A 12,190-nucleotide genomic window follows, 5' to 3' on the forward strand; every position below is an offset into this window, starting at 1 on the left:
GGTAGCTGTTCAGGTCGCTCACCACGTCACTCAAATCTTTAACCACATCGTCCGCGCTCTTCTTGCCGCACCCGGCCAGTAGCAGCGTTACACACATGACCATGGCAAGCATCCATGAAATCCGGCGCATGTCATCAACCCCTTCAGCACATGTTTTAAATGAATTAGTACATGTCTATGAAGGACTTGTTCGATTTATGCAGACTGGCATGACAAGCTTGAACGTATCCTTGTGTAATGCTATAAAATCTTTTGGAGAGTGATCATAAATTCATACAGGAAATAAAAAGAAAAACCGATCAAGACCACACCAGCACTGATCGTGACCCACTTGATGGCGGTTCGATTCATCGCTTTTCGTGTTGTCGCAACAAGGGCCATCAAGCCTAAATCATGGATAAGAATACCAAACAAAATACCTAAGCCAACAACCAAGAATTGACTTGTATTTGACTGATCAAATGAGCTTGCCAGCACAGTCCCAAAAACACTCACCCAGAACACTAAATTCCCCGGTGAAACAGCTACAAGCAGTCCATTTTTATAGGAAGAAAATAATGATTTCGTCTTTTTTTCTCCTTCCAGTGCAATATCATGATCCGCATTTTTAATGCTGTCGTACCCCACGTAGCACAAAAATATAGCTCCAATGAGCCACATGATCACCTGTACAACAGATAATGACAAAACAGAGGCCAGACCAAAATATAAACCAATGATTAATAACAAATCGACGGTCATCCCCCCAAGGCCCACAATCCATCCATGCATGAATCCATTCTTTAGCCCTTGCTTCGTCTTTCAACCGTAATTGTACCTACAGGTAGTGCTATAGAGAAACCTAGTAAAACATATGTAATAAACAATGCCATTTCAAAACCCCTTTCAAATGTATAAAAACGATATTCTATACCATAAAAAATGACAAATCAATAAAATTTGAAAAACCTGAAATGGGCTAAGAACACATGAGAATTATTTTGTACAAAATCGGATTCATTGACCAAGTTTGTCCATTGAGTATTGAGGGTCCAGCGCTTATCATTGCTTTTGTGATAATAATTCTCATTTACAAAATTCTGAATCATTCTATTATACGGAGGTTGCTATGGTCAACAAGAACTCGACAATCAACAAAAATTCTACTCGACAATACACTGCTCTGATCTGCCTTTTCTTTCTTATGGGGGCATTGCTGCTGGGATGCGGCGCATCTGACAATCAGACTGCAAGCAGCAACACAACAGCATCAACAAAAACATCGGAAGCTGCCACAACTCGTGACTACACAGACTATAAGGGACATACAGTGAACATTCCCACGACTCCTGGGCGCATTGCTTACTTCGGAGAAAACTATGGGGATCTATTGGTTTTAGACGTACAAGCTATAGGTACATCGACTTCTATGATTGAAGGCAAGGTTTATGAGAAGCAGGTTCAGAACGTGGCCGATCTGGGGTTCCCGATTAATTTGGAAAAAACCTTGGAACTACAGCCTGACCTAATCATTACCGCCGATACAGATGAAAAACAATACGCAGCGTTAACAAAAATTGCACCTACAATTATGTTCGATACCTTTGCCCCGTTAAACGAACGTTTGCTGCATCTCGGAGACATTGTGAATAAGAAAAAGGCTGCTGAAGATTGGCTTGCCCAATATAAAATAAAGGAAGCGGAGATGTGGACCAAGCTTCACGCAGAGGGTGTTAAGGCGGGGGAAACTGCTTCAGTGTTTACCTACTATCCTGGTGACCGTTTATTCGCAATGGGACGGACAGGACTGTCACAAATACTGTATGAAAAGAATGGTTTCAAGCCTACTCCTCTTATTCAGAAAGCACTGGATGAGGACAAAGGATTTGTACAAATATCTCAGGAAGTGATCGGACAATACGCTGGAGATCGGATTTTCATACTAAGAACACCAAGTTCAGAAGCCCAACAATCCACCGAACAGTTAATGAAAAGCAAGCTGTGGCTCCAGCTTCCTGCTGTCAAACAGGGACGTGTGTACACTCAGGATATTGGCAAAACTGAAAGTGATGCTTCCACTCGAGAATGGCTGCTGGAGGAATTGCCCAAGCTCATCAAATAAAAATTGGAGAAGCTTATCGACACTTGTTGATAGGCTTCTTTTTTGTTGAACCTAAAGGAGGTATACTTATACATACATGATAACCATTCTCAATAAAAGGAGCAATACCGTGAACCAGTCTCCGTCGTCCGTATATCCTACCCCATTCAGCTCACTGCTTTTTCATTTTAAAGAAATTGCGTTGGTTGGTGAGCCTACCGATGAATTATTATCACGTCCCAATTCATATCACTGTCTTCTTATATTCATCGGTGGGACAGGTATGGTGGACATTGGCTCAGAGCAGTATCTATCCCATACAGGTCATGGGTATTGGCTAGCTCCAGGTGAATCCTATCAAATCGCTCCCCTGAATGGAACTGTACCCGAATACTACAAAATCACGTTTGAGGTCATCGCTTTGCCATCAGAACTACAAGCGGACATGGCCTTGCCTGAACACGCAGCACGTATGCCATCCCTATATCATGAACCTGTCCTGCCGGGACCACGCGAATACATTGCCTCCTCTTCTTCCTCCAAACTTATTCAGTTGACTGAAGAGTTATTTCATAGTACCCAACAAACGATACAGTCGCATAACCAAACATCTGTATTACGGCAGCAAATCATGTTTCAAGAGTTGCTCTTGCTGTGGCAGGAAGACCACACCCATATTGATCAAAATAATACCTCTAATCCGGCATTGCCAGCATCGGTGGAAGGTACCCTTTCATATATGGAAAACCACTATGAAAAGCCCATTACCGTCAAGCAGCTCGCTGAACAAGCGAACGTTTCCATATGGCAATACTCCCAATTGTTTCGTAAAATTACAGGCAAAAAGCCGCTGCATTACCTCACTGAGCTGCGCTTGAACCATGCCAAGCGGCTGCTGCTGGAATGCAAACGGCCTTTACGTGAAATTGCCCGTCAGGTTGGTTTCTCTGACGAATATTATTTTAATCGACGGTTTAGGCAAATGACCGGGATTCCTCCTGGCAAGTACGCACTTTCTGTCTCCGGTTCTGTGCGCGTCAAGGATTGGACGGGTCACCATATTCACATTCCGCGCCGAGCAAGCCGCATCATCTATCATGGAGAAACGATGGGCGATCTATTGGCATTAGGGGCCAAAGCCATCGGTGGAAGTCTGCGACTCAGTGAATACAGCGTCTATAAACATCGTCTTGTGAATGTCGCCGATGTGGGCCTTCCACTGGATATTCGCTTGACCAGCGCTCTTGATCCCGATCTAATTATCATCGCCAATTCGGATGAACAGGAATATGAGCGCATTGCTAGTATCGCTCCCACCGTCACCTTCAACTCCTTCGCCACGCTGGAGGAACGGATGCGTACACTTGGCGTCTGGCTCGGTAAGGAGCGGGAGGCCGAACGCTGGTTGTCTACCTTTACAGCCCGCAATCTGGCAATGTGGCAGCAGCTCGGTACGCAAATCACAGCCGGAGAAACGGCCTCCGTCTTCATCTTCGATCATGGTGATCGGCTCTTTGTCATGGGGATGTCCGGATTCTCGTCGGCCCTCTACCACCCACAGGGCTTTCAGCCCGTTGAGCTGATCCAAAAGGTGCTCGACGCGGAACAAGGCTTCGCAGAAATAGATCCGAACGAATTGCCTGAGTACGCCGGGGACCGCATTTTTATGCTTGTCCCAACAGCTCCAGAATCCAAACGTACGCTGGAACGTATGATCAGCAGCCCTCTCTGGCGCAGCCTTCCTGCTGTACGTCAAGGTCGGGTATATTTCGTAGAAGCTGACCGCTGGAACTGGAGCGATGCCATGACCCGGCAAAAACTGCTTACTGCACTGCCCAAACTGCTTGGCACTCCATCCTGAGAAGCTGCCATTTTTCTAAAGATACTACATTAGACCTTGAATGCTCCCATCTGCCTCCAGCGACATATGCTCAGCTGCTGGGGATTTGGGCAAACCTGGCATCGTCATAGTATTGCCTGTTTCCACGACCACAAAGCCTGCTCCTGCGGACAAAGAAGCGCTGGACACGTGAATGGTAAAGCCCTCCGGTGCACCTAGCAGAGAAGGTTGATCTGAGAAAGAATACGGCGTTTTGGCCATGCATACAGGCAGTTGTCCAAAACCAAGCTGCTCCATACCGGCCAACGCCCGTTTGGCCGCAGGAGTGTAAGCTACCTCTGCCGCACCGTAAAGCTCCTTCGCAATGACACTAATTTTCGCTTGCAAATCAAGTGTATGCTCATACAATGGTGCAAAATGGGCTTTGTCCTCCTGGAGCAGGTTGAGCAGGCTTTGGGCTAGCTTTTCTCCCCCTTGGCTTCCCTGTGCCCACACCTGTGATAGCTCTGCGGGTACACCCAGCTTGCGGCATTCCGAGAATATTAGTTCCAGCTCGGCCTCGCTATCTGTTACAAAATGGTTGACCGCTACCAGTACTGGCACGCCAAACTTTTGCAAATTCCGTACATGCCGGTTCATGTTGGCTAATCCAAGTTGCAATTGCTCCAGATTTTCTGCGTCCAGCTCATTTTTAGCTACACCGCCGTTATATTTCAGCGCTTTGGCGGTTACAACCAACAGAGCCGCATCTGGCTGCAAACCGGATTGACGGCACTTGATGTCAAAAAACTTTTCTGCCCCCAACTCAGCCCCGAATCCAGCCTCCGTGACGACCACCTCTCCCAGCTTCAGGGCTAGCTTCGTACCGATCAAACTACTGCATCCATGCGCAATATTCGCAAAAGGTCCGCCATGCACAATAACTGGAGTTCCCTCCAACGTTTGCACCAGATTGGGTTTCAATGCTTCCCGAAGCAGCACAGCCATACCTTCCACCGCATGTAGTTCCTCAGCTGTTACCGTTTCGCCATCTACGTTATAACCAATCACCATCCGACCCAATCGCACTTTAAGATCGTCCATATCTTCACTTAAACATAATACCGCCATCACTTCTGAAGCCGAGGTAATCAGAAAGCCACTTTCTCTCACCGCTCCATTACCTGACCCCAATCCAGTCACAATATTTCGTAAACTCCGGTCGTTCATATCGACAGCGCGTTTCCACACGATCCGCTCCGGTTTCAACCGCAAAGCATTTCCATGAAACAAATGATTATCGATCATCGCTGCCAGCAAATTATGCGCAGCTGAAATCGCGTGAATATCACCTGTAAAATGCAGGTTAATGTCTTCTGCCGGAACAATCTGGGCTTGTCCTCCCCCGGTTGCTCCTCCTTTCATGCCGAAGCAAGGGCCGAGGGACGGCTCACGCAACGCAGCAACGGTTTTATGCCCCAGCGCATTCAGCGCCTGTGACAGCCCGATGGTTGTCAGCGTTTTTCCTTCTCCCGCCGGTGTGGGATTCATCGCCGTAACCAGCACCAGCTTTCCATTCGGGCGATCCTTTAACTGCTCCCACAGGGACGGATTCAGCTTCGCTTTATATTTTCCATACGTCTCCAAATGTTCTTCTTCAATTCCTGCTTCTTTGGCTATATCAATAATCCTCTTCATCTTTCGTTATGTACCCCCCGTTTTATAAGTCTGACCGATGGTGCCAAACCCTGTATCGTTTTATTTTACCAAAGTGTGCAGCTTATTGCGCTATGATTCATTTCATCGCAAGCGTTGCTATCATGTGAGTTATAAAAAAAGAGCATTCCCCGCCCGCATGGACTTTGGTGGATGCTCTTTTGATACGTCTCGTTTAACAAGCAGCTCTCAAATTAACCTGCAAAGTTAGCAGCGTAATTTTCAGCAATAAATCCCTTAGAAATCAGGATAGCTTGGGATTTCTTAGTAGCAGGACCATAGCCTTGGGACAGCAGATCATTAATATGTAAGCGGTTATAGATGAAGCAAAATACAAAGTTGGACGCCCCACTCGTAAGGATCGACACCAGAAAAATAATAACTGCCCACTTCCAATCCCCTCTAAACAACGCAGGGAAAAAACCGAAAAAGAGCGTAGTCCATGAAAAACCTACTTTGCGTTCCTTGATCATTCCAGTTTTATTTCTTAATTTAATTTTCATTTACCCCTTACCTCTCTTTATATAGTCTTTTAGAACTATATTAGATTATATAGGACAGAGGGAATAAATGGAACTTAATTTCGGTAAAATCATAAATTTCTCAAATACTCTCTAGTTTATAATGCTTTTCTAGCATTTCTTTAAAAACATCAACAGGGTACTTGTATTCAACAGTTTTGAAAACAATCCGGTTATTCCACTGGTTTTTTTCCAGCTCGCACCCATGCTCCATATCCAGTTCCTTCATGATAAAAATAATCTCATCCAAGGTTCCCATTACACTATGACTATTCGTCGTCGTAGCCAGCATCTGCTCGCCTTCCTGTGTGTATGCCTTTACAATCTGCTCATCAAAGCCTTCACTGATCATTAATTCCTTCAAAGCTTGCACAAAAAGAACTGGCAGGTTGTTGTACTGCGATTTCTTAATCCCAAAAAGCGTGATGCTTAAGCGGGATATATCATGCATAAACACTATATTTTTTCTTCGATTAAGTAAAAACAAGCTGGCATGCCAACTATTCAAAGGCGGATAAATATCAACTTGAAGTGGTTCGGTCTCCCATTCCTTCAGCAGTTTTTGTGTTCCTCGTATAACAAACATCGTTGCTCTCCTTTATTGACGGTCCTGTACCGCAGCGTGATTCGACATACCTAGTCTCTTACATGAGGCATGTCCCGGATATTATAACACCGTATTCCAAACATCGGATTATAAACTCTTTCAGTATAATATAGGGGAATGATATATTACCAGACACATTAATTTTCCCTTTGGATATTTTTTATGGAAATCCCCTCCACTGCTCTATATAATTCAGGTACAGTTCGTCACGCGAGCTTAATCTAAAAATTAGGGGTGTTCCACACCTATGTCACAACATATTTTACTAATTGAAGACGATCTATCCATTGCCGAAATGCTACTCAAAGCACTCACTAAGGAAGGATACAGCCTAACCACTGCCTATGACGGGGAAGAGGGACTTCTTGCCTTTGAACGTCATACCTATGATCTGGTACTGGTGGATTTGATGATGCCGAAGGTGGACGGTATGGAGGTGATCCGCCGAATCCGTACCCACAGCGCCGTACCTATTCTGATTATGTCAGCCAAGGACAGCGATGTGGATAAAGCGCTTGGACTGGGCTTTGGGGCAGACGATTATGTTGCCAAACCTTTTTCAATGCTGGAAATGACCGCTCGTATTCAGTCCGCGATCCGCAGATCTACTACATATGCCCGTCAGCAACAGCAGGAGGAACAGCCGCAAGCACAAGTTTTGACCTACGGCAGTCTGCGCATTGATTTTGATCATTTTACAGTCATACGCAATGAAAATGAAATTCAGCTAACAGCCAAAGAGTCCGATATTTTGAAGCTGTTTGTAGCCAATCCGAATCGAGTATTTACAAAAGCACAATTATACGGATTTATTTGGAAAGACGATTATATGGGCGACGAGAACGTGATTAACGTCCATATTCGCCGCCTGCGCGAGAAAATCGAAGAAGATCCCTCTCATCCTGTCCACATTAAAACGCTATGGGGCATTGGCTACAAATGGGAGAATGGTTGATATGAACATCGAAAACATTTCTCAATGGATTATCGTCCTCATCATGTCAATCGTTATAGTATGGCTTTGGCGGGAGCGTGTGGCCTATAAGCGCAAAATAAAGGATATCCGAACCCTACTAGAGCGGATCGTGACGGTGAATCATGCGGAAAAACTGCTATATGTCACAGGTGACGTTGAACTGCAACGACTCATGACGGAAATTAACCGACTACTGGACTTGAATCTCAGAGTGTCTGCAGATTACAACCGTAGCCAAATCGCTATGCGCAAAATGATTTCGAACATTTCCCACGATCTCAAGACCCCGCTTACGGTTGTGCTTGGATATGCCGAGATGCTGGATGGCGATCCGACTATTTTGCCAGAAGAACGTATAAAGCTGCTATCCAAAATTCATCAAAAGACAAGCGAGGCGATTGAGCTGATCGGCAGCTTTTTTAGCTTGGCGAAGCTGGAGGCTAATGATACGGATATTCCGTTGACTCGACTGGAAGTGGGAGAACTGTGCAGACGCAGCATTTTGGAGTTTTATGACCTGCTGACCGCACAGGGGTTTACTGTGCATATTGAGATCCCAGAGCACTCCATTCATGCCTTGGGGAACGAAGGAGCGATTGGGCGGGTACTGAACAATCTGATCTCGAATGCCATTCGCTACGGGGCAGACGGACGGACGCTGGGTCTGGCTCTATCGGAACAGCAGGATACGGTGTGTATCGAGATATGGGATCGTGGGAAAGGCATACAGGAATCTGAGCAGGACAAGGTTTTTGAACGCATGTACACACTGGAGGACTCCCGCAATAAGGCGGTACAAGGCAGCGGACTGGGCCTTACGATTGCCAAACGCCTGGTTGAAGCGATGAACGGAGAAATTCAATTAACTAGTAGACCATATGAGCGGACGGTCTTCTCTTTTACATTGAAGAAAATCAACTATTAGTCGAACTAAACATGCTTAACTTAATAAATTTGTAAGAATCACGAAAGAAAAATGAACATTTCGCCCTTTATCCTTGAATTATCAGCAGTATACGAAGGGAGAACACCCATGACTTACGTAATACGTACACATCAGTTGACAAAGGCCCTGAAGGGCAACGAACTTGTAGCGGGAGTCAGTATGAATGTGCGCAAGGGAGAAACCTATGGCTTTCTCGGTCCTAACGGGGCAGGCAAGACGACGATAATGAAAATGATTACGAATCTGCTCAAGCCGACATCGGGTGAAATTGAATTATTCGGTGAAAAATTAACGCCGAAGTCGTATCATCTGCTCGGACGGATGGGTTCAATTATTGAATACCCGATTTTTTATGACAGGCTGACGGCACAGCAAAATCTCGAACTTCATTGTGAATATATGGGCTACTATAATAAGCAGGCTGTTCGGGATGCCCTGGAATTAGTGAATTTGCGAAATGCAGATGACAAGCCGGTAAAGGATTTTTCGCTAGGAATGAAACAACGTCTCGGGATTGCCCGCGCTATTGCGACTAAGCCAGAGCTACTCATTTTGGATGAACCCATTAATGGTCTGGACCCAGTGGGAATCAAGGAAATCCGCCAACTATTCCACATGTTATGCAAGGAATATGGGATGACCCTGCTCGTGTCCAGTCATATTTTAGCGGAAATAGAGCAGATTGCGGATACGGTAGGCGTGATTAATCACGGACGACTGATTGAGGAAGTATCGATGGAGCAGGTGCGGGAAACCAATACGGAATACATCGAATTTACGACCAACGATTGTAAGAAGGCGGCCTACGTCCTCTCCCATCATTTGAGCCTGAATAATATAAAGGTGATAAATGAACAGAGTATACGTATTTACGATACAAATGTACCGCAGAAACAAATTACGAAGACGCTCATCTTAAATGATATAGAGGTGGATTCCATTCATCAGAAAAGCAGCACGCTGGAAGACTACTTTTTTCGCCTGTTAAACGGAGGTGATCTCCATGCTTAAATTGATGCAGTTGGAGCTGAAAAAATTTCATATGACGGGTTATATCCGTTCAGCACTGATCGCCAATGCATGCATTCTTGGGCTGCTCTGTGTTATTGCGCTGGAAAGTCAAAGCGAAGGAATACCTGAATTCACACAGTACACTCAACTATTGGATCTAATAGACAATTTTGTAAGAGCTACATTTATTGTGTTTGCTTCCGTTCTCCTATGCCGCTTTATCGTCGGGGAATTTAAGTCCAAATCGATTACGATCTTGTTCATGTATCCGATTCATCGTCAAAAGCTGATGATCGCCAAACTCTTAGTCGTATTACTGTTCACGTTCTTGTCCATTATTATTTCGGAAATAATCATTACGGCTGCTATTCATCTGCTCAACCAGTTTGTTTTGATTGTACCGGATAACCTTACTCTTTCGATACTGGGTCAACAATCAGCACGGACGTTAATCAATGCCGTTGCTGCCAGCTTTATGGGATTGGTTCCGCTGTATATGGGGATGCGAAGATACTCTGTACCCACCACCATTGTGACCTCAATCCTGATTGTAGCATTGCTTTTCTCCAATAATAACGGCGCTACCCTTAGCTCCATTGCCCCCGTGCAAATCGGCTTCTCTATACTGGGAATGCTTGTGGCTTATGCGGCGATTCGAGGTATTGAGTATAAGGATATTACCTCGTAATATGTAATTTCGTAGAGCGCTTTCAAAAAACAGATGAAAATCATTGTTCGATATACACACATTTTTCACTGGACTTCATTCTAAAACAGGTATATCCTATAGGAGAAATTAAAAACGGAATAAGGATCTTCGGGGTAGGGTGAGATTCCCAACCGGCGGTATGGCTCATGGAGCTAAGCCCGCGACTCTGTATCTGGCAACAGGATACGGACTGATTTGGTGAGATGCCAAAGCCGACGGTAAAGTCCGGATGGAAGAAGATCGAAATATCAACATGCCGCGAAGTGGATGAATACTGCGTTATTGGTTTTGCAGTAACTTCATTTAACTTGCGTAAAGCGGCAAGTTTATTTGATCAACCCCCGTCTTGCATGGCCTTTCGCCATGGACGGGGGTTTTTGTGCCACCGGTCCTGTATTCGCAAGGAGCTAATTGAGTATGAGTCAATCTTCTACTGTACTAACATCCAAAGGTTTTGATCGTAGCTCCCACATGAAAAGTGGTTTTTGGCTGGTCGCAATTGGAGCAGCCTTGTGGGGCGCAGACCCGCTGTTTCGTATTATTTTGTTAAAGTCATTTACCTCAACACAAATTGTACTAATGGAGCATGTGCTGCTTTTCCTCGCTCTGACACCGATGTTGTGGAAGCATCGTGAGGAGCTCAAAGCGGTACGGCTTCGTCAAGTTTTCGCTATTTTGTTCGTCTCGTGGGGTGGCTCGGCTCTGGCCAGCGTAATTTTCACCATGGCACTCAGCAATGGTGATTTGAATGCTGTACTCTTACTCCAGAAGCTTCAACCCTTGGTCGCTATTATTCTAGCTCGTATTATTTTGAAGGAAATGTTGCCGCGTCATTTTGGATTATTAATTGTCGTCGCTCTGTTCGGGACGTATCTTCTGACCTTCGGTTGGTCGCTCCCCTTCGGACATGTTCGTGATTTTGTCCAGGTCGGTAGTCTACTTGCACTCGGTGCAGCAGTTCTGTGGGGCGGTTCGACAGTCATGGGAAGTTACTTGCTTCGTTCAATGAAATATGAAACGGTAACCTCCCTCCGCTTCATGGTCGCGCTCCCTCTGCTGATTGTCCTCACCTCTGTAGAGCATGCGCCATGGAATATGCCTGCCGGTACATGGGCGGGCGCAGCTGTGATTATCAATCTGCTATTGCAGGCATTGCTTCCGGGTCTTCTTAGCTTATTGTTGTATTACAAAGGCTTAAGTACGACCAAAGCGTCTTATGCTACGATGGCAGAATTAAGCTTTCCCATGGTTGGTGTCGTGATTAACTGGATCGCATTTCAGCAAATTGTCACTGTAGCGCAATTGACTGGTTTTATGCTCATCTGGATTACGCTCTTTATGATTTCACGTCAGCAAAAAAATTAACAGTTCAATGTCCCTTTCATGACTTACCCAAGCCAAATCGTGAAGATGCTTTTGCATCTCTGATTTGGCTTTTTATGTATTCGTATTCATATAAATCATAGTTCTTCAGACCTATTTTCCGAAAAAAGTGTCTAAAACAAGCAATTATTCCTCGTTTCTCAAAGATTACATCTATAAAATTCGTCGGTTTCTGTCGAATAAAACAATGTAGTGATCATCAGACACAGAGGAGCAATAACTATGACTAAAACAAAACAAACAGTTCCGTGGTGGAACAGGTTTCTCAAGCAGTTTTATTTAATGAGGACAAGATTAATAATATCTTTTTTGGCTGTGTTATTGATTCCGAGCGTACTTATCGGGTACTTTTCCTATCAGGGGGCTACGACACAACTCAGTCAGCAAATGGGCGGTTCCGTATACACGAATCTGTATCTGAT

General features: G+C 45.0%; 11 protein-coding genes, 2 pseudogenes and 1 riboswitch. Of the genes and pseudogenes, 8 read left to right on the top strand and 5 right to left on the bottom strand.

What is annotated here, in order from left to right:
• Together GRP75_RS12680 and GRP75_RS12685 are read right to left on the bottom strand one after the other, a co-directional pair.
• Window positions 1-130: pseudogene (locus GRP75_RS12680) on the bottom strand (DUF4367 domain-containing protein); the annotation flags it as partial.
• Window positions 131-240: 110 nt separating this feature from the next.
• Window positions 241-872 (bottom strand): annotated as a pseudogene (locus GRP75_RS12685) (LysE family translocator).
• 236 nt (window positions 873-1,108) lie between these two features.
• On the opposite strand from GRP75_RS12685, the gene GRP75_RS12690 reads away from it, so the two are divergent.
• Window positions 1,109-2,101 carry an ABC transporter substrate-binding protein gene (locus GRP75_RS12690; RefSeq protein WP_160789477.1) on the top strand — a complete coding sequence of 331 codons (993 nt, stop codon included), beginning with the start codon at window positions 1,109-1,111 and terminating at the stop codon, window positions 2,099-2,101.
• Between the two features lie 109 nt (window positions 2,102-2,210).
• A complete protein-coding gene (locus GRP75_RS12695) occupies window positions 2,211-3,941 on the top strand; it encodes an ABC transporter substrate-binding protein (protein WP_160789478.1) in 1,731 nt (576 codons plus the stop codon).
• A 24-nt stretch (window positions 3,942-3,965) separates the two neighbouring features.
• Here the strand turns inward: GRP75_RS12695 and GRP75_RS12700 are convergent, their stop codons facing one another.
• The 3 genes from GRP75_RS12700 to GRP75_RS12710 all read right to left on the bottom strand — a co-directional run bounded on the left by GRP75_RS12700 (window position 3,966) and on the right by GRP75_RS12710 (window position 6,722).
• Window positions 3,966-5,597, bottom strand: coding sequence for a formate--tetrahydrofolate ligase (locus GRP75_RS12700; protein WP_160789479.1), 1,632 nt, complete (start codon window positions 5,595-5,597; stop codon window positions 3,966-3,968).
• Between the two features lie 212 nt (window positions 5,598-5,809).
• A complete protein-coding gene (locus tag GRP75_RS12705) occupies window positions 5,810-6,118 on the bottom strand; it encodes a hypothetical protein (RefSeq protein WP_013309242.1) in 309 nt (102 codons plus the stop codon).
• Between the two features lie 100 nt (window positions 6,119-6,218).
• Entirely contained in the window at window positions 6,219-6,722 is a 504-nt protein-coding gene (locus GRP75_RS12710) for a DUF6933 domain-containing protein (protein ID WP_023987589.1), read from the bottom strand.
• A gap of 268 nt (window positions 6,723-6,990) precedes the next feature.
• On the opposite strand from GRP75_RS12710, the gene GRP75_RS12715 reads away from it, so the two are divergent.
• The 6 genes from GRP75_RS12715 to GRP75_RS29740 form a co-directional block, all read left to right on the top strand.
• The gene (locus tag GRP75_RS12715) at window positions 6,991-7,698 is read left to right on the top strand and encodes a response regulator transcription factor (RefSeq protein ID WP_023987588.1); all 708 of its coding nucleotides are present in this window, start codon (window positions 6,991-6,993) and stop codon (window positions 7,696-7,698) included.
• Window position 7,699: 1 nt separating this feature from the next.
• Window positions 7,700-8,644: a sensor histidine kinase gene (locus tag GRP75_RS12720; RefSeq protein WP_160789480.1), complete on the top strand. Its 945-nt coding sequence runs from the start codon at window positions 7,700-7,702 to the stop codon at window positions 8,642-8,644.
• A 108-nt stretch (window positions 8,645-8,752) separates the two neighbouring features.
• A complete protein-coding gene (locus GRP75_RS12725) occupies window positions 8,753-9,676 on the top strand; it encodes an ABC transporter ATP-binding protein (protein ID WP_023987586.1) in 924 nt (307 codons plus the stop codon).
• The gene (locus GRP75_RS12730; RefSeq protein WP_160789481.1) at window positions 9,669-10,364 is read left to right on the top strand and encodes an ABC transporter permease; all 696 of its coding nucleotides are present in this window, start codon (window positions 9,669-9,671) and stop codon (window positions 10,362-10,364) included. The genes GRP75_RS12725 and GRP75_RS12730 overlap by 8 nt, the downstream gene beginning before the upstream one ends.
• Before the next feature lie 121 nt (window positions 10,365-10,485).
• A riboswitch (FMN riboswitch) is annotated at window positions 10,486-10,630 on the top strand.
• Window positions 10,631-10,802: 172 nt separating this feature from the next.
• Window positions 10,803-11,750: a DMT family transporter gene (locus GRP75_RS12735; protein WP_023987584.1), complete on the top strand. Its 948-nt coding sequence runs from the start codon at window positions 10,803-10,805 to the stop codon at window positions 11,748-11,750.
• A 240-nt stretch (window positions 11,751-11,990) separates the two neighbouring features.
• A partial coding sequence (locus GRP75_RS29740; RefSeq protein ID WP_160789482.1) for a hypothetical protein occupies window positions 11,991-12,190 on the top strand: 200 nt, incomplete at its 3' end.

The sequence above is a fragment of the Paenibacillus sp. OT2-17 genome (assembly GCF_009827695.1).
GTDB classification, from domain to species: domain Bacteria; phylum Bacillota; class Bacilli; order Paenibacillales; family Paenibacillaceae; genus Paenibacillus; species Paenibacillus polymyxa_B.